This is a genomic window from Streptomyces sp. NPDC051636, assembly GCF_044453765.1.
Taxonomy (GTDB): Bacteria; Actinomycetota; Actinomycetes; order Streptomycetales; family Streptomycetaceae; genus Streptomyces.
Genome location: NZ_JBITDA010000014.1, coordinates 63765 through 83016 on the forward strand (window position 1 = coordinate 63765; position 19252 = coordinate 83016).

The following is a 19252-nucleotide window of genomic DNA, read 5'->3' on the forward strand; positions in this document are numbered from 1 at the left end:
AGCTTCGTCCCCAGTGCGAAGCCCGTACTGACAAAACGAGGGAAGGGACTCCCAAACCATGGCTGTAAGCCTGTCCAAGGGCGGCAACGTCTCGCTCACCAAGGAAGCCCCGGGCCTGACCGCCGTCACCGTGGGCCTCGGCTGGGACGTCCGCACCACCACCGGCACTGACTTCGACCTGGACGCCTCCGCGATCGCGGTCAACACGCAGGGCAAGGTCTACTCGGACGCCCACTTCGTCTTCTTCAACAACAAGCAGACCCCGGACAACACCATCGTCCACACCGGCGACAACCGCACCGGCGAGGGCTCCGGCGACGACGAGGCCATCAACGTCAACCTCGCCGCGCTCCCGGCCGACGTCGACAAGGTCGTCTTCCCGGTCTCCATCTACGACGCCGAGAACCGCAACCAGAACTTCGGGCAGGTCCGCAACGCCTACATCCGCATCGTCAACCAGGCCGGCGGCGCCGAGATCGCCCGCTACGACCTCTCCGAGGACGCGGCCACCGAAACCGCCATGGTCTTCGGCGAGCTCTACCGCAACGGCGCCGAATGGAAGTTCCGCGCGGTCGGCCAGGGCTACGCCTCGGGCCTGGTGGGCATCGCGCAGGACTTCGGCGTCAACGTCTGAGGAGCACCGGCGTGTTGACGGAGACCCCGGCCGCGGTCGCCGAGCGGCCGGGGCTCCGCCGTGCCCCCGCGACAGCTTGCCCGTCGTGATCCTCGGGCCCCTGCCTCCCGCCCCCGGCCTCCCAGCTCCCCTCCTCACCGAACTCACCGCCCTCTACGCCTGGTGACCGGGCGCATCCGGACGCGGAGGTGCTGCCGGCGCGCAGCGGTGGGCGGCTCGTGGGGGTCGCCGCGACACTCGCCCGTCATCCCGGCCCGGCCGACCCGGACCCCTGGACAGGGCTGCTGACCGTGGATGCGCGCGTGCACGGGAAGGGGTACGGGCGACGGATCGCACGGTTGCTCGAGGACCGCTTCCGGAGCGACGGCCGGAGCGCCGTGCGTCTCGCCGTCCTCGACAGCAACCCCAGAGGGCTCGTCTTCTGGACGGCCCTCGGCTACGAGGTCGTGGACCGCCTGCGCGGTCCTGCGCAAGGTGCTGCGCACCCCGCGCCGCGCGGCCCGTATCGCCGTGGTCGACCCGCAGGGCTGCTGTGCGCGTGGGAGCACGACTTCACGCACTCGGGGATCCCCGTCCGCCGGCACGAGCACGTCTACGTCACCCGGGGCCCGCGCCGGGACCCGGCCGGTGCGCACCTGGCCGCCGCGCGCGCCGAGGACGGCGTCCTCAGCCCGCGCTGGTGGAGCAGGCGGGAACTCGCCGAGGAGGCCGAGCCGGTGTGGCCGCCGGGGCTGGCGCGGCTGCTGCGGGAGCGGGAGGCCTGAAGCCGGGCGGGGGAGCCGACAGCCGGGCGCCCGCGTCACGGATGCGCCGGTTTGCCGTCCCCGTACAGCCAGTCCGCCCAGATCGCGTCGAAGTCCTCGTCCGGGACCTGCTTCTCCACATACGCCGTGAAGTCGGCGGTGTCCGCGGTGCCGTGGCGATGGGTGGCGGCCCAGCCCTGGAGGATGTCGTAGAAGGTTTCGTCGCCGGCCTTCTGGCGGATCTTGTGCAGGACCATCGCGCCGCGCTGGTAGACGGGCGGTTCGGAGACGTGCGCGGCACTGGCCGGTTTCGCGGGCGGGAAGGCCCAGATGGCGTCGGGGTCGTCGAGGTCGCCGGAGGTGCCGTCGTAGAACGCGGTGAAGGTCTGCTGCACGGAGTCGCCGCCGTGGTCCTCCTGCCACAGCCACTCCGCGTACGTCGCGAACGCCTCGTTCAGCCACATGTCCCGCCAGCTCTTCGGGGTGACCGAGTCGCCGTACCACTGGTGGGCCAGTTCGTGGACGAGGGTCTCGGTGTCGGGGGCGCCGGGGTAGACCGGGCGGGTCTGCGTCTCCAGCGCGTAGCCCGCGTCCTCCGGGCGGTCGACGACCGCGCCGGTGGAGGAGAAGGGGTACGGGCCGAAGTTGTACTCCGCCCACTCCATGACCTCGGGGATCTTCGCCAGCACGTCGCGGCTCGCCTTGGCCTGGGTGGGGTCGACGGCCACGTACACGGGCAGGCCGTCCTCGGTGGTGGTGCGCGTGATGTCGTAACGGCCTATCGCGACCGTGGCGACGTAGCTCGCCATCGGCTCGGCGGCGTGCCACGCGAACGTCGTACGGCCGCCGGTAGTGCTCTCTCGCGTCAACTCGCCGTTGGACACGGCCCGCAGGCCCTTGGGGACGGTGACCGTGATGGCGTACGACGCCTTGTCGGAGGGGTGGTGGTTGCCGGGGAACCAGGTCATGGAACCGGTGGGTTCGCCGAGGGCGAGCGCGCCGTCGGCGGTGCGCAGCCAGCCCTCCTTGGCGCTGTCGGCGTCGGTGATCGTCTCCGGGGTGCCCGAGTAGCGCACCGTGGTGTCGAACGTCTCCCCCTCGTCCAGGTCGTCGTGCGGGCGGACGGTCAGCTCCTGGCCGGCCCGGCTCCAGCGGGCGTCCCGGCCCTCGACGGTGACCGCCTCGACGCGCAGGCCCTTCAGGTCGAGGTCGAAGGCGGACAGGTCCTTGGTGGCGCGGGCGGTGATCACCGCCTTTCCGGTGAGGTGGTGGCGGGCGGGGTCGAAGGAGAGGGTCAGGCCGTAGTGGGTGACGTCGTAGCCGCCGTTGCCCGCCTTCGGGAAGTACGGATCGCGCAGGCCGGAGCCGCCGGGGGCGCCGTGTACGCCGCCGTCGCACGCGGTGAGGGGGAGCGCGAGGGCCAGGAGGGCGGCGGTGAGCGGGACAAGGCGCGCGGATCTGGACATGTCGGCGATCTTATGGGGGACGCGCGCAGTGGGGTGCGGTACGGGACCGTGCGGCGGGCCCGTACCGGCGTGACACCATCACGTACGTGCTCGACATCGGCTACGCCCTCTCTACCCGCTTCCCCGACCCGCCCCAGACCGACTACCGGCGCGCGGACGTCCACGCCCTCCGCCACGACCTGTTCTGCGGAGACGTCTACCTCGCCGACACCGAGACGGACCGCGAGCTGTCCACAGCCTGGGGATGGGTGCCGGTGCTCGACTTCGCCTGGGCCCTGTGCGACATCGTCGAGCGCCTCGACCAGGATCCGGCGGGCTCCCGCGCCTCCCGCCCGCAGCGGGCCGAACTGGACTTCACCGAGTCCACCGACCGCATGCTCTTCGAGCGCCGCTTCGGCTGGGTGGACATCGAGTCCGACTGGATGCCGGCCGAGGAACCACCCCTCACCTTCTCCCACGCCGAACTCCGCCGCGAGGCCCGTGACTTCCTCCACGACCTCATCGCCGACCTGACCGACCTCCACGAGGACCTGTCGGACAACCCGGCGATCTGGACACTTCAGGCCCGCTTTCCGAGGGTGCCGTAGGGCGCCCTGAACGGCCTCGTCCTCAGTCGCCGGACGGGCTGGATGCCTCCACCCGAATCCCCAGCTCTCCCGCCAACACCGGCGCCAGGTCGACCAGTTGCCCCGGGCTGATCACCGCCCCCGCCAACCGCCCCACCCCCCGCGCGATCTCCAGCGAGGCGACCCCGCGCAGGTCCACGTCCGTCAGGGTCACACCGTTGAAGTCGGCGGCCTTCACGACGCAGTCGGTGAACTCCACGCGCTCCAAGCGGGCGTCGCCGAAGTCGGGTTCGACGAGGACGCAGTTTTCGAAGACGACGTCTGTGAGCCCGGCCTTGCGCAGGTTGAGGTAGTCGATCTTGCCGCCTCGGATCAGGACGCGTTCCAGGACGGCGCCGTGCAGTTGCGTCCCGCCGAGGCGGGCGTCGAGGAGTTCGACGTCACGGAGGGTCGACTCGCCGAGGTCGGTGCCGACACCCCGTATGCCGGAAAGGACCGTGTCCAGGACGCGTGCGTGGTGCAGCCGCGTCTCGTCCAGGGCGCACCCCGTCAGCGCGCAGTCCATGAACCGCGCGCCCGCGCCGTCCTGACCGGTGAGGTCCGCGTCGCGGAACTCCACCCCGTCGTAGTCCCCGTCCGGCTCCAGCTCGCCGCCGCCCCAGGGCTCCAGCGGCGGCAGCCGCAACTCCGGACGCCGTGCCGCCCGTACCGCGCTGCTCCCACCGGCCCCGCCGGTCGCCTTCCTCACCATGCCCCCATGCTGCACCCCGCCACTGACAATCGTCCCGACCTGTGAAAACACCGCCCATGTCCCGGACCGACGAGGGCCCGCACGCCCGCTGCAACGGCGGCGCCCACTCGACCTGGCTCGAGCAGCGCGATCCTCACCTACGAGGAGGTCGACGACCCCACCCCCGGCCCCGGCCAGGTCCGCATCGCCGTCGCCGCCGCCGGAGTACACCTCCTCGACGCCGCCCTCCGTGAAGGCGCCCAGGGACCACTGCCGGAGCCACCCGTCCTGCCCACCGTCTCCGGCCGCGAGGTCGCCGGCGTCGTCGACGCCCTCGGCGCCGGGGCCGACACGCGGTGGCTGGGCAGGCGCGTGGTCGCCCACCTCGGCTCCGCACCCGCCGGTTACGCCGAACTCGCCGTCACCGACGCCGCCCGCCTCCACGACATCCCCGCCGGCCTGGACTTCGCCGGCGCCGTCGCCATGATCGGCACCGGACGGACGGCCCTGGGCATCCTGCAGTTCACCGACCTCCACCCGGATTCCGTGGCCGTCGTCCCGGCCGCCGCCGGCGGCATCGGCACCCTCCTCGTCCAGTACGCCAAGCACGCCGGCGCCACCGTGATCGCACTCGCGGGCGGACCGGAGAAGACCGCCCTCGCCCGGACGCACGGCGCCGACCTCGCCGTCGACTGCACCGACCCGGCCTGGCCCGAGAAGGTCCGCGCCCACCTGGGCGGACGGCACGCCACCGTCGTCCTCGACGGCGTCGGCGGCGACATCGCCCGCGAGGCCGTCGCCCTGCTCGGCCCCGGCGGTCAGCACCTGGTCTTCGGCTGGTCCGCCGAAGGCATCCGCGACGGACACGCATACCTGGTGGAAGGCGTCTCCGAGCAGGTCCTCGGTCCGGCGATGCTCGGCCGCGCCGGCGGCCCCGACCCCCTGCGCACCCTCGAACTGCGCGCCCTCACCGAAGCCGCCGAAGGCCGCCTCAAGCCCGCCGTGACCCGCTTCCCGCTCGCCGAGGCAGCAGCCGCGCACCGGGCCCTCGAGACACGCCGGACGACAGGAAAGGTGGTGCTGGAACCATGACCAACCGGCCCGCCCGCGCAGATGCGACACCTGCCGATCCGTGGTCTTCTGACCGAGTGAGTGTCACCCGAAAGGGCGAAGCCACCCCGGACGCCGACCCCCGCCGCTGGTGGGGCCTGGTGATCATCGCGACGGCGCAGCTGATGGTGGTGCTGGACGCGACGATCGTGAACATCGCCCTTCCCTCCGCCCAGCACGACCTGAACATGTCCGACGGCAACCGCCAGTGGGTCATCACCGCCTACACCCTGGCCTTCGGCGGCCTGCTCCTGCTCGGCGGCCGCATCGCCGACCTCGTCGGCCGCAAACGCACCTTCGTCACCGGACTCATCGGCTTCGCCGGCGCCTCCGCACTCGGCGGCGCCGCCACCACCTCCGGCATGCTCTTCGGCGCCCGCGCCCTCCAGGGCGCCTTCGCCGCCGTACTCGCCCCCTCCGCGCTCAGCCTGCTCACCACCACCTTCACCGACCGCAAGGAACGCGGAAAAGCCTTCGGCATCTACGGCGCCCTCGCCGGCAACGGCGCCGCCATCGGCTTCATCGTCGGCGGTCTGCTCACCGAATACCTCAACTGGCGCTGGTGCCTGTACGTCAACGTCCCCATCGCCGTCATCGCGGTACTCGGCGCCTTCGCCCTCCTCCACGACCGCCCCGGCCACACCGGCGCCCGCCTCGACGTACCCGGCGTCCTGCTCGGCTGCGGCGGACTCGTCGCCCTCGTCCACGGCTTCAGCGAAGCCGAACCACGCGGCTGGACCGACCCCCTCGTCCTCACCCTCTTCGCGGCCGGCGTCCTCCTGCTCACCACCTTCGTCCGGTGGCAGACCCGGGCCCCGATGCCCCTGCTCCCCCTGCACATCCTCAAGGACCGCAACCGCGCCGGCTGCTGCCTCACCATGGCCCTGGCCACCATCGGCATGTTCGGCCTGTTCCTGTTCATGACCTACTACCTCCAGGTCATCCTCGGCTACTCACCGGTCAGAACAGGCCTCGCCTTCCTCCCCCTGACCGCCGCCATCATCATCGGCTCGACCCAGATATCCGCCCGGCTCCTGCAGCGCGCCGCCCCCCGCGCCCTCATGGTCCCCGGCATGGTCCTCGCCGCCGGCGGCATGCTCGTCCTCACCCGCATGACGGTCCACTCCGCCTACGCCACCGAGATCCTCCCCGCCCTCCTCCTCATAGGCCTCGGCATGGGCCTCACCTTCATGCCCGTCTTCGCCACCGCCACCGCAGGCGTCGGCCCCCAGGACTCCGGCGTCACCTCCGCCACCGTCAACACCTCCCAGCAGGTCGGCGGCTCCATCGGCACGGCCCTGCTCAACACCATCGCCACCACCAGCAGCGCCGCCTACATCACCGCCCACCTCCACACCCCCGCCCAGAAAGCCACCGTGATCCCCGCCGGCGTCGTCCACGGCTACACCGTCGCCATCTGGTGGGCCGCCGGCGTCATGCTCCTGGCCGGCCTCGTCGCCGGCCTCATGGTCACCGCGAAACCCCCCGAACACGGAGCACCGGCACAGACACCGGTATCCGAGTCAGTGACCTGACGCCGCCCCGCCCAGCGCCGCCAGCGCCTCGCCCGTCAGCCGGTACACCGTCCACTCGTCCTGCGGACGCGCCCCCAAGGACTCGTAGAACCCGATCGCCGGCCGGTTCCAGTCCAGCACCGACCACTCCAGCCGCCCGTACCCCCGCTCCACACAGATACGGGCCAACTCGGCCAGCAACGCCCTCCCGTGCCCGCCGCCCCGCGCCTGCGGACGGACATACAGATCCTCCAAATAGAGGCCGTGCACACCCCGCCACGTCGAGAAGTTCAGGAACCACAGCGCGAACCCGGCCGTCTCCCCGGTCGAATCGTCCACAGCCATGTGCGCGAACACCGCGGGCCGCTCGCCGAACAACGCCTCCCGCAACTGCTCCGGGGACGCCTTCGCCTCCTGCGGGGCCTTCTCGTACTCGGCCAGCTCACGGATCAGGGCATGGATGACGGGGACGTCGGCGGGGGTCGCGGCACGAATCATGGGGCGAGGCTAACCCCGCGGTCCCAGCAAGCGCCGCCCGATCTCCAGTTGGCGTTCCTCCAGCCCCGTAAACCGGAGCTTCAGCACCGCCGGGGTGCCGTCGACGCGGGCGACGACCGGCAGCACCAGGGCGCTGACGCCGTACGTCGACGGGCCGTCCAGACGCAGCCCCCAGCGTTCGAGGGAGGCGGCCGCCAGATCCGGCAGCCGGGTGACGAAGGCCCGTCCGGCCGCCCCGTTGTACTTCTCCTGTGCCGCCGCCAGCTCGCCCGGAATGTCGATCATCCGCCGGACGATACTGGTCTGCGTGAATCGGCTCATGCGAGTTAACGGGGTTGCGAACAGGGTGTGGGCATGGGTCCGCAGGGCTCCCGGCACATATGTCTGGCTAGGGATCCTGTTCTTCACGACAGTCGCCCTGCACCACATGTCACCGGAGTTCGAGCAGCACTTCCTGCGGCAGCGGTCGACGAACATCCACGAGCTGTCGCAGAACCCGGTGCGGGTGCTCATCGCCAGCGCGATGTGGACGGAAAGCGGGCACTGGCTGCCGTACGCGGCCCTGTACACCGTCTTCCACGCGCCGGCCGAACGCTGGCTGGGCACCGCCCGCTGGCTGGTGGTGTGCGTGGCCGCGCACGTGCTGGCGACCCTGATCAGCGAGGGCGCCCTGCTGAAGGCGATCCGGGACGGGATGGCGCCGCACTCGGCGGTCAACACGCTCGATGTGGGCGTGAGTTACGCGCTGGCCGGGGTGGTCGCCGTGCTCACGTACCGGATCGCGGCGCCGTGGCGGTACCCGTACCTGGCGGTCGTGGTGGTCGTCTTCCTGGCACCGCTGACCACCGGCCCCACCTTCACCGACCTCGGACACTTCGTCTCCGTACTCATCGGACTCGCCTGTTATCCGCTGGTCAGAGGGCGGGAAAAAGCACGGAATCCGAAGCAGACACTGGCCGCTCCCAGGGGTTAACGTCCGCGCATGAGCAGCTCGGCAAGCAATGTCGTGAACGGCGGCATCTCCTTCTGGTACGCGGACGACGGTCTCCCGGCGGCGCGGGAGCCGCTGGACGGCGACGCCTCCGCCGATGTCGTGATCGTCGGGGGCGGGTACACGGGACTGTGGACCGCCTACTACCTCAAGAAGGCGGCCCCCTTCCTGCGCATCACCGTCCTGGAGCGGAAGTTCTGCGGGTACGGCGCCTCGGGCCGCAACGGCGGCTGGCTGTACAACGGCATCGCGGGCCGCGACCGGTACGCCAAGCTGCACGGCCGCGACGCCGCGGTGCGCCTGCAGAAGGCGATGAACGACACCGTCGACGAGGTGGTCGCGGTCGCCGGGACGGAGGGCGTCGACGCGGACGTGCACAAGGGCGGCGTACTCGAAGTCGCCACCACCCCCGCCCAGTTGGCGCGCCTGAAGGCCTTCCACGAGCACGAGCTGTCCTACGGGGAGAAGGACCGCGAGCTGTACGGCGCCCGCGAGACCGCCGAGCGGATCCGGGTCGCGGACGCGGTCGGGTCGACGTGGACGCCGCACGGGGCACGGCTGCACCCGGTGAAACTGGTGAAGGGCCTCACAGCGGCCGTGGAGGCGCTCGGGGTGACCATCCACGAGTCGACGCCGGTGACGCAGATCCGGCCCAAGCACGCGGTGACGCCGTACGGCACGGTCCGCGCACCCTACGTCCTGCGGTGCACCGAGGGCTTCACGGCCTCACTCAAGGGGCAGCGGCGCACCTGGCTCCCCATGAACTCCTCCATGATCGCCACCGAGCCGCTGACGGAGGAGCAGTGGGCGGCGATCGGCTGGGACGGGCGGGAGACGCTGGGCGACATGGCGCACGCCTACATGTACGCGCAGCGCACCGCGGACGGGCGGATCGCGCTGGGCGGACGCGGGGTGCCGTACCGCTTCGGCTCGCGGACCGACAACGGCGGCCGCACCCAGGACGCGACCGTCGAGGCGCTGCGGGACATCCTGGTGCGCTTCTTCCCGTCGCTGGCCGGGGTGCGGGTCGAGCACGCCTGGTCGGGAGTGCTCGGGGTGCCGCGCGACTGGTGTGCGACGGTCACCCTGGACCGTGCGACGGGGCTCGGCTGGGCGGGCGGGTACGTCGGTTCGGGCGTGACCACGACGAATCTCGCCGCGCGGACGTTGCGGGACCTGGTGCAGCAGGACTCCGGGCAGGGCGGCCGGACGGAGCTGACGGAACTGCCGTGGGTGAACCACAAGGTGCGCAAGTGGGAGCCGGAGCCGTTGCGGTGGCTGGGCGTTCAGGGGATGTACGCGACTTATCGGGCGGCGGACCGGCGGGAGCGGTCGCGGCCGAGCGGGGAGTCGTCGCGGTTGGCCCGGGTGGCTGATCGGGTGGCGGGGCGGCACTGAGCGACACGTGGTTCGCTGAAGCGAATGCAGTAACCTGCGAAGCCCAGGTCAGACGGGGTCTGACCTGGGCTTTCTTGAGCCGCCTGTCGGAATCGAACCGACGACCTGGAGCTTACAAGGCACCCGCTCTGCCAACTGAGCTAAGGCGGCACGGCATCCGATCACGTCGCTGCGTGAAGGCCGCTCCACTCTACACAGAGCCGCTTTCCTCAAGCCACGAAGTTCTCCACTGCTTGCGGCATCAACACCGTGCGTGACCATCGCTGGGAGCGGCTGCTGCGGTACGGACCGACGGGCCGTCGGCCGGAAAGCCTGTGGAGTCCGCGTAAGAGCCGGTCAGGTACAGCTCGCCAGGGCTGTGCGTGATCGGCGGTGGACGGTGAAGCAGGAAGCGTTGGGGCAAGGTCAAAAGTGGGGCGCTCTGCCACCTCCGAAATCTTCCGCGAAGTTCACACCCCCCGGACTACTGACAGACCAGGTGAACCCCAGGTACCGTCCTGACCCAGTTCACCCCGGTGGACTACACCAACCAACCACCTTCCTACTCGGATCGTCCGGCACGTTCCTGCCGGTAGAAGGGGGCCCATTCACCATGGCCACTGTCTCGTTCGACAAGGCGACCCGGATCTACCCGGGTTCCACCAAGCCCGCCGTCGACGCGCTCGAGATCGACATCGAGGACGGCGAGTTTCTCGTCCTGGTCGGCCCGTCGGGTTGCGGCAAGTCCACCTCGCTCCGGATGCTCGCGGGGCTCGAGGACGTGAACGCCGGCGCCATCCGCATCGGTGACCGCGACGTCACACACCTGCCGCCGAAGGACCGGGACATCGCCATGGTGTTCCAGAACTACGCGCTCTACCCGCACATGACGGTCGCCGACAACATGGGCTTCGCGCTCAAGATCGCGGGCGTCAACAAGGCGGAGATCCGGCAGAAGGTCGAGGAGGCCGCGAAGATCCTCGACCTCACGGAGTATCTGGACCGCAAGCCGAAGGCGCTCTCCGGCGGACAGCGCCAGCGTGTCGCGATGGGTCGCGCGATCGTGCGTGAGCCGCAGGTGTTCCTCATGGACGAGCCGCTGTCCAACCTGGACGCCAAGCTCCGTGTCTCCACCCGTACGCAGATCGCGTCGCTGCAGCGCCGTCTCGGCATCACCACCGTCTACGTCACCCACGACCAGGTCGAGGCCATGACGATGGGCGACCGGGTGGCCGTGCTCAAGGACGGCATCCTCCAGCAGGTGGACTCACCGCGGAGCATGTACGACCGCCCCGCCAACCTCTTCGTCGCGGGCTTCATCGGCTCCCCGGCGATGAACCTGGTCGAGGTCCCGATCACCGACGGCGGTGTGAAGTTCGGCAACAGCGTCGTGCCCGTCAACCGGGACGCGCTGAAGGCCGCCGCCGACAAGGGTGACCGTACGGTGACGGTGGGTGTCCGGCCCGAGCACTTCGACGTGGTCGAGCACAACGGCGCCGCCGCCGCCTCCCTGTCCAAGGACACCGAGGACGCGCCGGCCGGTCTCGCGGTCTCCGTGAACGTCGTGGAGGAGCTCGGCGCCGACGGTTACGTCTACGGCACCGCCGAGGTCGGCGGCGAGCCGAAGGACCTGGTGGTCCGCGTCAACGGGCGTCAGGTGCCGGAGAAGGGCGCGCAGCTGCACGTCGTGCCGCGGCCGGGCGAGACCCACGTGTTCTCGACCTCCACGGGTGAGCGGCTCTCCGACTGATCCGGCGTCCACCGGTCGCCTGAGACAAACCCCCGTCCCGGGTGACATCACCCAGGTTGCCGAAGAGGGCCCCGCAGCCTGCTGCGGGGCCCTCTTCGGTGCCGGCGAATACCCCGGCAAGGGGGTCTTTTCGAGCAGCGTGCGTCAACGCCCTACCCGAAAAGGGGCGCCTCCCCATCCCCCGAACCGGTGACTGAATGTCGCCAAATCATTACCACACGCTACCCTCACACGCGTGAAGCACTCCACCAACCAACAGACGCGACGCGGCCACCGGGGCCCTGCCCGCCGGATCGGCCGCACCCTCGCCCTCGTCCTGCCCGTCGTCCTGGTGCTTTCCGGGACCCTCGCGGTCACCCGGGTCAACTGGTCGGGGAATCCCTCGAACTCGGTGCTGACCGCCTCGGACGTCTCCTCCGCGGGCGTGTCCTCCCGGACCGTCACGCGCGCCCCTCAGGACGTGCTGCGCGACCAGCTGATGGGCGAGCTGCAGGAGAAGAACCCGGGCGTCGTCCTCACCCACCTCCAGCAGGCCGTCAACGGGCACCCGGCGCTGGCCAGGCACTGCACCTCGATCGCCCGTGCCCTGGGCAGGGCCGCGGTGCGCATCTACGGCGCCTCGCACGCGCAGTCGTACGCCCGCCCGGTGTGCGACACGTCCTTCGCCTCGGGGGTGCTGGCCGCGTCGCACAGCTGACCCCGGAAGGAAGAGTAAGCAGGTAACGGCTGCTTAAGGAGCCCGTTGCGGCCACGAACCGCGCGTGGGGCGCCGCGTACAGTTCGGTCATGACCGATCCGAATGCCGCGTCGCGCCCCACTCAAGCCGTTGTCCTGGCAGGTGGCCAGGGTTCCCGGCTGCGTCCGTACACCGACGACCGGCCCAAGCCGATGGTCGAGATTCCCGGCACGGGCAGTCCGATCATCGGCCATCAGTTGTCCTGGCTCGCCGAGGAGGGCGTGACGGACGTGGTGGTCTCCTGCGGCCACCTCGCCGACGTACTGCAGAAGTGGCTGGACACGGCCGATCTGCCCGTCAACGTGACCACCGTCGTGGAGTCCGAGCCCCTCGGCCGCGGTGGCGGTCTGAAGTACGCGGCCGCACGCCTCCCGCACCCGGACCGTGCCTGGTACGCCACCAACGGCGACATCTGGACCCGTTTCTCGCTCCGCGACATGGCGGACTTCCACACCGAGCGCGACGCCGTCGCGACGCTCGCGCTGGCCCGGCCGCGCATTCCGTGGGGTGCGGTGAAGACGGACGGCTTCGGGCACATCACTGACTTCATCGAGGCCCCGCCGTCGACCTTCGAGATCAACGCGGGTGTCTACGTCTTCGCGCCTGAGTTCGCCGGTCTGCTGCCCGAGCGCGGTGACCATGAGCGCACCACGTTCCCGCATCTGGCCCGTGAGCGCCGGCTGGCCGGTTTCCCGATTCCGCAGGGCGCGTACTGGCGCGCCATCGACACGGCGAAGGACCTGACGGAGGCGGCGAAGGAGCTGGCGGCGCTGGGGCGTTGACCGGCCCCGGGGTACGCGGCCCTTGGGGGTACGTGGACGGGGTCCCGCACATCGACTGTGCGGGACCCCGTTGTCGTACCGGGAGCCGGTGCGGGTTATCCGAGAAGGCCGCCCACCAGGCCCGGCTGGCCCGAGGAGGAGCTGTCGCCGCCGGTGGAGCCGCCGCCGCTGCCGCCGGTCGCGGTGCCGCCGGAGGTCGGGCCGGCGCTGGTGCTGGGCGCCTGCTGGGCCGGGGAGGTGTGCTGCGGCGGGGCCTGGCCCGCGGTGCCCTGGGTCTGGCTGGGGGTGCCGCCGGTGACGGTGCGGGTGGCGCCGGGGGTGGTGGCGGTGCCGGACGGACTGGCACCGGCGGTGGCGCCGTCGCTGGGCGAGGTGGAGGCAGCCGGTGTCTTCTTGTGCCGTTTGCCGGGGTCCTGGGCGAGCGGGGAGCCGGGCAGGTTGTTGCGGGGGGCTTCGCCGGGGCCGGGGACGACCACGCGGTCGGCGTCGCGGACGGCGCCGCCGAGGAGGGAGCCGACGAGGAAGGTGAGGCCGATGGTGATGGCGGTGATGGGGGCGCCGCGGCGCAGGACGTAGCGGCGCAGTTCCCAGATGTCGGAGCGGGGGCCGAGGGTGCGCCAGGCCCGGCCGGCGAGGCGGCCGTCGATGGAGTAGACGGGGGCGCCGGCGATGATCAGGGGGGACCAGGCGGCGAGGTAGATGATGTCGGGGGCGTCGTAGGCGGCGACGCTCTTCCAGCTGACGGTGACGATGAGGGCGGCGGAGAGCATGGCGCCGACGGCGGCGGCGACGCGCTGCCAGCAGCCGAGGATGGTGAGGACGCCGACGATGACCTGGAGGAAGGCGATGACGAGTCCGGCGCCGATGGGGTGCTGGAGGGCGAACTGACGGAGGGGTTCGGCGACTTCCCAGGGGTGCAGGGTGTTGAGCCACTTGACCATGGAGCCGCGTTCGCCGCCGTCGAAGTAGACGGGGTCGCAGAGCTTGCCCATGCCGGCGTAGATGGAGATGAAGCCGAGGAAGATGCGCAGGGGGAGCAGGACGACGCCGAGGTTCATACGGCGGCCGGGGAAGTAGGCGTGCCGGGCCGGGTCGTCGCCGTGGCGTTTGGCGGGGGGCTCGGCCGGTTCGTCCTCGGCCGGGTCCGCGAAGTGGTCGTCGGGGTGGGCGGGTTCGTCGTAGGCGCTGCCCGCGGTGCGCATGTGGGGCAGGAGGCGGGTCTCTCCGGCGGCGGGGAGGCGCTGGTGGCCGACGACGGGGGTTTCGACGGTCTGTTCCAGCTCGTCGTAAGTGTCGCCGTAGGTGTCGCCGTAGGTGTCGCCGTAGCCGGGGTTGTAGCCGCCGCTGTCGGCGACGCGCGGGATGACCTGGGTGTCTCCGGCGTCGGCGGTGGCTTCTTCGGCGTGGCGGACGCTGCCGCCCCGCACGGCCTGGAGCAGCCGGTGGGCGCCGGTGTCGTCGGGGGCGGAGCGGCCGCTCCAGACGACGGGGCGGCGGCGGGCGGCGGCGCCCACGGCCGGGATGCGGGCGGTGTCCTCGGTGGCGCTCGAGTACCGGGCGATCCGTTGTGATTGGGTTCGCCGTGTCGAGGCGCCCAGCTGCACGCGGAAGCTCGCGTGATTGACGATGACCTGCGCCGGATCGCTCGGCACCTTCACCATGCTCAGCGCGGGAGCGTCGTCGAATCCCGACGAGCGGTCCCCCGTGGGTGTGCGGGGTGTTCTGGTGTCCACACTCATCTAACCGAGTGACGCGGTGTTAGGACACTGCTTTGGCCGGTCGGAAGTGTCCGGACCGCGTCAAGCCCGCACGTGCCGCCCGGATTGCCCCGCACAGGGTGACCCCGGGCACGTCTGTTCAGGCGCGCCTGCGGGCCGCCTCGTACAGGACGATCCCCGCCGCCACGCCCGCGTTCAGCGACTCCGCGCCGCCCGGCATCGGGATGCGGACCCGGAAGTCGCAGGTCTCCCCGACCAGCCGGGACAGGCCCTTGCCCTCGCTGCCGACGACGATGGCGACCGGGCCGCCGAGGGCTTCGAGGTCGCCGAGTTCGACGTCGCCGTCGGCGGCGAGGCCGACGACCACGATGCCGGCCTTCCTGTAGGCCTCGAGGGCGCGGGTGAGGTTGGTGGCGCGGGCGACCGGTGTACGGGCGGCGGTGCCGGCCGAGGTCTTCCAGGCGCCGGCGGACATGCCGGCGGCGCGCCGTTCGGGTACGACGACGCCGTGGCCGCCGAAGGCGGAGACGGAGCGGACGACGGCGCCGAGGTTGCGCGGGTCGGTGACGCCGTCGAGGGCGACGATGAGGGGGTCCTCGCCCTCGTCGTAGGCGGCGTCGGCGAGGTCCTGGGGGTGGGCGTACTCGTAGGGCGGGACCTGGAGGACGAGGCCCTGGTGGTTGAGCCCGTTGGTCATCCGGTCGAGCTCGGGGCGGGGGGCCTCCATGAGGTTGATGCCGCCGCGCTCGGCGGCGAGCTGCAGCGCCTCCCGCACGCGCTCGTCGTTGTCGATGAACTGCTGGACGTAGAGCGTGGAGGCGGGGACGCCCTCGCGCAGTGCCTCGACGACGGGGTTGCGGCCGACGACCAGTTCGGAGGCGGACCTGCCGCCACGGCCCCGGGCCGTGGGACGGCGCACGGCCTGCTTCGCCTTGGCGTTGGCGATGCGGTTCTTCTTGTGGCCCTTGCGCATCTCGGCGGGCGGGGTCGGCCCCCTGCCCTCCAGGCCCTTGCGCCGCTGGCCGCCACTGCCGACCTGCGCGCCCTTCTTGCCGGACATGCGGCGGTTGTGAGCGGCCATGACCTACCTGTCTGTGTGAGGCGTGCGGATGTACGTCTTTGCAGTGTGCCGCCCGGAGCGCCGGGCGGCACAATCGATCAAGAAAGGATCAGCGCGGGCCGAGGCTCCAGCGGGGTCCCGAGGGGCTGTCCTCGATGGTGAGGCCGGACTGGTTGAGCTGGTCTCGGAGGGCGTCGGCGGTGGCCCAGTCCTTGCGGGAGCGGGCGGCCTCGCGCTGGTCGAGGACCATACGGACCAGGGTGTCGACCACTCCGTGCAGGTCTTCGCCTCTGTCGCCGCCCTCGCCGGCCCAGTGCTCGTCGAGCGGGTCGAGGCCGAGGACGCCGAGCATGGCGCGTACTTCGGCGAGCCGGGCGACGGCTGCTTCCTTGTCGTCGGCGGCGAGGGCGGAGTTGCCCTGCCGGACGGTGGTGTGCACGACGGCGAGGGCCTGGGGGACGCCGAAGTCGTCGTCCATGGCCTCGGCGAAGGCTGGCGGGACCTGGGCGGCGGGCTCGACGGCTCCCCCGGCCTTCTCCACCACGCGCTGTACGAAGCCCTCGATGCGGGCGAACGCGGACTCGGCCTCGCGCAGGGACTCCTCGCTGTACTCGATCATCGAGCGGTAGTGCGGAGTGCCGAGGTAGTAGCGCAGGACGATGGGGCGCCACTGCTTGACCATCTCGGAGACGAGGACGGAGTTGCCGAGGGACTTGGCCATCTTCTCGCCGGCGATCGTGACCCAGGCGTTGTGCAGCCAGTACCGGGCGAAGTCGTCGCCGAAGGCCTTGGCCTGGGCGATCTCGTTCTCGTGGTGCGGGAAGATCAGATCGATGCCGCCGCCGTGGATGTCGAAGGCGGAGCCCAGGTACTTGTGGGCCATGGCCGAGCACTCCAGGTGCCAGCCGGGACGGCCGGGGCCCCAGGGGGTCGGCCAGGTCGGCTCGCCGGGCTTGGCGGTCTTCCACATGGCGAAGTCCCGGGGGTCGCGCTTGCCGGTCTCGCCGGTGCCGGAAGGCTGCTGGAGGTTGTCCAGTTCCTGCCGGGACAGCTGGAGGTAGCCGGGGAAGGAGCGTACGTCGAAGTAGACGTTGCCGTCGGCCTCGTAGGCGTGCCCCCGCTCGATGAGCGTCCGCATCATCTCGATCATCTCGGGCACGTGGCCGGTGGCGCGGGGTTCGTACGTCGGCGGGAGGCAGCCGAGTGCGGCGTAACCGTCGTTGAAGGCGCGCTCGTTCTCGTACCCGATCGCCCACCAGGGCCGGTTCTGCTCGTGGGCCTTGGTGATGATCTTGTCGTCGATGTCGGTGACGTTGCGGATGAACGTGACGTCGTAGCCGCGGTATTCGAACCAGCGGCGCATGATGTCGAAGTTCAGCCCGGACCTGATGTGCCCGATGTGCGGCGGTGCCTGCACGGTGGCACCACACAGGTAGATCGAGACACAGCCCGGCGTGAGCGGGGTGAAGTCACGGATCTGCCGGGCGCTGGTGTCGTACAGGCGAATGGTCACCACTCCAGGGTAGTGGGCGTGGGGCAGTGCCTTGCGACCCTTGTGCCGAAGGGCCGCGTTTTCGTGACACCGGTGTGTGGCATCGCGAGGTCTGTCAGAGGCTGCCGAGGACCTTGCGGGGTGTGATCCGGACGACGACCCGCTCGGCGTCCTGGGAGGAGGCCGGGTTGAACTCGGCGTACTTCTTGCCGGTGTACTTCAGCGACAGCTCGTCGATCAGTTCCCCGCCGCCCTCGGTGGTCAGCTCCGCGCCGCCCCGGATCTCGGCGTACTCGTACGGGGACTCGGGGTCCTGGACGACGACGCTGACCCGGGGGTCCCGGTCGAGGTTCTTCTTCTTGCGGCGGTCGACGGTGGTGGAGATCAGGAGCTGGTCGCCGTCGCGCTTCACCCACACCGGGGAGAGCTGGGCGCTGCCGTCGGGCTGGACGGTGCCGAGGACGACGAAGACCGGGCTGTCGAGCAGGGCCTTGAGGCGGTCGGAGAGAGCGGCGGGCATGGGGGTACCTCCGGGACCTTAGGTCACTGGCCACTGCCGGGTACCCGCACACGCACTCAGCTCACCCGCGCCACGAGCGCGGTCGCCACCGCCATGAGGCCCTCCTCGCGGCCGGGGAAGCCCAGCCCGTCGGTGGTGGCCCCGGAGACGGAGACGGGGGCGCCGACCGCCTCGGAGAGGACCTTCTGGGCCTCGTCCCGGCGCTTGCCGATCTTCGGGCGGGGGCCGACCACCTGGACGGCGACGTTGCCGATCCGGAAGCCGGCCTCGCGGACGATGCGGGCGGCCTCGGCCAGCAGGGTGATCCCGGAGGCGCCGGACCACTCGGGGCGTCCGGTGCCGAAGTGCCGGCCCAGGTCGCCGAGGCCGGCGGCCGAGAAGAGGGCGTTGCAGGCGGCGTGGGCGACGACGTCGGCGTCGGAGTGTCCGGCAAGGCCGGGGCCCTCGCCCTCCCACTTCAGGCCGGCGCACCACAGCTCGCGGCCGTCCTCGAAGGCGTGGATGTCGGTGCCGATGCCGACCTGGGGCAGGACCGGCAGTGCCTCAGAAGCCATCGTTGAGCCTCCTGCGGGCGAGGACCGCCTCGGCGAGGACGAGGTCGAGCGGGCGGGTGACCTTGAAGGCCTCCTCGTGGCCGGGGACGGTCACCACGCGCAGGCCGAGCTGTTCGACCATGCTCGCGTCGTCGGTGACGTCGCCGGTGACGGTCTCGTGGGCGCGGACGAGGGTGTCGCGGTCGAAGCCCTGGGGGGTCTGCACGGCGCGCAGCCGGGACCGCTCGGGGGTGGCCACGACCGGTTCCGGCTCGCCGGGGGCGGCGGCCGGCTCGACCTCCTTGACGGTGTCGGCGAGGGGCAGTGCGGGGACGACGGCCGGGGCTCCGTCCCGTACCGCCTCGATGACGGCGTCGACGGTGTCCACGGGGACCAGGGGGCGGGCGGCGTCGTGCACCAGCACGATGCCGTGGTCGGGCGGGACCGCGTCGAGGCCGAGCCTGACGGACTCCTGGCGGGTCTGGCCGCCGGGGACGACCAGGAAGTCCGTCCGCTCGGGCAGGGCGTGCGCGTCGAGGAGGGACTTGACCTCGGCGGCGCCGTCGGGCGGGGCCACGACGATCACCAGGGAGACGGCTCGGGAGGCGGCCATCGCGCGGACCGCGTGGACGAGCATGGGTGTGCCGCCCAGCGCGCGGAGCGCCTTGGGGGCGCCCGGACCGAGGCGTACGCCCCGGCCGGCGGCCGGAATCACGGCGGCGACGGGCGCCGGCGCGGGCGAAGGGCGCGAATCGTCAGACATCGGTTCCTGTCAGGTTTGTGTGCGGGAGGCCCTGCCCTCAGACCGGCGTCGTCCGCCCGAAGGGCGGGCCGGGCGGCGGCGACGGGGGTCCCCCGCGCGAGCGAGGCCGAGCGTGAGGAAATACGTTCCGGACGCCACCCGGCAGACGCCGGTTTGACGGCGGGGCCTGCTTGGGTATGGCCTCAGCGTGCCATCGGGCGCGCGTCTTGACCGGACCCTTCCGTGACACCGGTCGAGCCGGCCGCCTGGGCGGCACGACCAGTACCGGG

The 19252-nt window shown here is 71.3% G+C and carries 18 protein-coding genes, 1 tRNA gene and 2 pseudogenes; 10 read left to right on the plus strand and 11 right to left on the minus strand.

Annotated features, from left to right (window positions below; all coding sequences use genetic code 11):
- Positions 1-58 precede the first annotated feature (58 nt).
- Both ACIBBH_RS23895 and ACIBBH_RS23900 read left to right on the plus strand, forming a co-directional pair.
- A complete protein-coding gene (locus tag ACIBBH_RS23895; RefSeq protein WP_399407722.1) occupies positions 59-634 on the plus strand; it encodes a TerD family protein in 576 nt (191 codons plus the stop codon).
- An 85-nt stretch (positions 635-719) separates the two neighbouring features.
- Positions 720-1398, plus strand: a pseudogene (locus ACIBBH_RS23900) (GNAT family N-acetyltransferase).
- Positions 1399-1433: 35 nt separating this feature from the next.
- Here ACIBBH_RS23900 and ACIBBH_RS23905 read toward each other — a convergent pair.
- Complete coding sequence (locus tag ACIBBH_RS23905; RefSeq protein ID WP_399407724.1) at positions 1434-2843, minus strand: M1 family metallopeptidase; 1410 nt, start codon at positions 2841-2843, stop codon at positions 1434-1436.
- Between the two features lie 86 nt (positions 2844-2929).
- On the opposite strand from ACIBBH_RS23905, the gene ACIBBH_RS23910 reads away from it, so the two are divergent.
- Positions 2930-3430 carry a hypothetical protein gene (locus tag ACIBBH_RS23910; RefSeq protein WP_399407726.1) on the plus strand — a complete coding sequence of 167 codons (501 nt, stop codon included), beginning with the start codon at positions 2930-2932 and terminating at the stop codon, positions 3428-3430.
- Between the two features lie 22 nt (positions 3431-3452).
- On the opposite strand, the gene ACIBBH_RS23915 is transcribed toward ACIBBH_RS23910, so the two are convergent.
- Entirely contained in the window at positions 3453-4160 is a 708-nt protein-coding gene (locus tag ACIBBH_RS23915; RefSeq protein WP_399407728.1) for a pentapeptide repeat-containing protein, read from the minus strand.
- 129 nt (positions 4161-4289) lie between these two features.
- Here ACIBBH_RS23915 and ACIBBH_RS23920 point away from each other — a divergent pair, with 129 nt between their 5' ends.
- Positions 4290-5231, plus strand: coding sequence for a zinc-binding dehydrogenase (locus ACIBBH_RS23920; RefSeq protein WP_399407991.1), 942 nt, complete (start codon positions 4290-4292; stop codon positions 5229-5231).
- A gap of 56 nt (positions 5232-5287) precedes the next feature.
- Positions 5288-6784 carry an MFS transporter gene (locus ACIBBH_RS23925; protein WP_399407730.1) on the plus strand — a complete coding sequence of 499 codons (1497 nt, stop codon included), beginning with the start codon at positions 5288-5290 and terminating at the stop codon, positions 6782-6784.
- On the opposite strand, the gene ACIBBH_RS23930 is transcribed toward ACIBBH_RS23925, so the two are convergent.
- The gene (locus ACIBBH_RS23930; protein WP_399407732.1) at positions 6773-7261 is read right to left on the minus strand and encodes a GNAT family N-acetyltransferase; all 489 of its coding nucleotides are present in this window, start codon (positions 7259-7261) and stop codon (positions 6773-6775) included. The genes ACIBBH_RS23925 and ACIBBH_RS23930 overlap by 12 nt on opposite strands.
- Before the next feature lie 57 nt (positions 7262-7318).
- A pseudogene (locus tag ACIBBH_RS23935) lies at positions 7319-7546 on the minus strand (hydroxyurea phosphotransferase); the annotation flags it as partial.
- 34 nt (positions 7547-7580) lie between these two features.
- On the opposite strand from ACIBBH_RS23935, the gene ACIBBH_RS23940 reads away from it, so the two are divergent.
- Positions 7581-8234 (plus strand): rhomboid-like protein, encoded by a 654-nt coding sequence (locus ACIBBH_RS23940; RefSeq protein ID WP_399407993.1) that lies wholly within the window; start codon positions 7581-7583, stop codon positions 8232-8234.
- A 9-nt stretch (positions 8235-8243) separates the two neighbouring features.
- Positions 8244-9650 carry an NAD(P)/FAD-dependent oxidoreductase gene (locus ACIBBH_RS23945; protein ID WP_399407734.1) on the plus strand — a complete coding sequence of 469 codons (1407 nt, stop codon included), beginning with the start codon at positions 8244-8246 and terminating at the stop codon, positions 9648-9650.
- 77 nt (positions 9651-9727) lie between these two features.
- On the opposite strand, the gene ACIBBH_RS23950 is transcribed toward ACIBBH_RS23945, so the two are convergent.
- Positions 9728-9800 (minus strand) — tRNA-Thr (locus ACIBBH_RS23950).
- 442 nt (positions 9801-10242) lie between these two features.
- Between ACIBBH_RS23950 and ACIBBH_RS23955 the strand changes: the two genes are divergently transcribed.
- The 3 genes from ACIBBH_RS23955 (at position 10243) to ACIBBH_RS23965 (ending at position 12897) form a co-directional block, all read left to right on the plus strand.
- Positions 10243-11379, plus strand: coding sequence for an ABC transporter ATP-binding protein (locus ACIBBH_RS23955; protein ID WP_399407736.1), 1137 nt, complete (start codon positions 10243-10245; stop codon positions 11377-11379).
- A 235-nt stretch (positions 11380-11614) separates the two neighbouring features.
- On the plus strand, positions 11615-12076 hold the full coding sequence (locus ACIBBH_RS23960; RefSeq protein ID WP_399407738.1) for a hypothetical protein: 462 nt from the start codon (positions 11615-11617) through the stop codon (positions 12074-12076).
- A gap of 89 nt (positions 12077-12165) precedes the next feature.
- Positions 12166-12897 carry an NDP-sugar synthase gene (locus ACIBBH_RS23965; protein WP_399407740.1) on the plus strand — a complete coding sequence of 244 codons (732 nt, stop codon included), beginning with the start codon at positions 12166-12168 and terminating at the stop codon, positions 12895-12897.
- Positions 12898-12992: 95 nt separating this feature from the next.
- On the opposite strand, the gene ACIBBH_RS23970 is transcribed toward ACIBBH_RS23965, so the two are convergent.
- From ACIBBH_RS23970 to ispD, 6 genes are all read right to left on the minus strand, one after another.
- Positions 12993-14636 carry a DoxX family membrane protein gene (locus ACIBBH_RS23970; RefSeq protein WP_399407742.1) on the minus strand — a complete coding sequence of 548 codons (1644 nt, stop codon included), beginning with the start codon at positions 14634-14636 and terminating at the stop codon, positions 12993-12995.
- Between the two features lie 118 nt (positions 14637-14754).
- Positions 14755-15696, minus strand: a complete 942-nt coding sequence (gene rlmB, locus ACIBBH_RS23975; protein ID WP_399407744.1) for a 23S rRNA (guanosine(2251)-2'-O)-methyltransferase RlmB — start codon at positions 15694-15696, stop codon at positions 14755-14757.
- An 88-nt stretch (positions 15697-15784) separates the two neighbouring features.
- Positions 15785-17188 (minus strand): cysteine--tRNA ligase, encoded by a 1404-nt coding sequence (gene cysS, locus ACIBBH_RS23980; protein WP_399407746.1) that lies wholly within the window; start codon positions 17186-17188, stop codon positions 15785-15787.
- Positions 17189-17282: 94 nt separating this feature from the next.
- Entirely contained in the window at positions 17283-17687 is a 405-nt protein-coding gene (locus tag ACIBBH_RS23985) for a PPOX class F420-dependent oxidoreductase (RefSeq protein WP_399407748.1), read from the minus strand.
- 56 nt (positions 17688-17743) lie between these two features.
- Complete coding sequence (gene ispF / locus ACIBBH_RS23990; RefSeq protein WP_399407750.1) at positions 17744-18241, minus strand: 2-C-methyl-D-erythritol 2,4-cyclodiphosphate synthase; 498 nt, start codon at positions 18239-18241, stop codon at positions 17744-17746.
- Entirely contained in the window at positions 18231-18983 is a 753-nt protein-coding gene (gene ispD / locus ACIBBH_RS23995; RefSeq protein ID WP_399407752.1) for a 2-C-methyl-D-erythritol 4-phosphate cytidylyltransferase, read from the minus strand. The genes ispF and ispD overlap by 11 nt, the downstream gene beginning before the upstream one ends.
- Between the last annotated feature and the right edge of the window lie 269 nt (positions 18984-19252).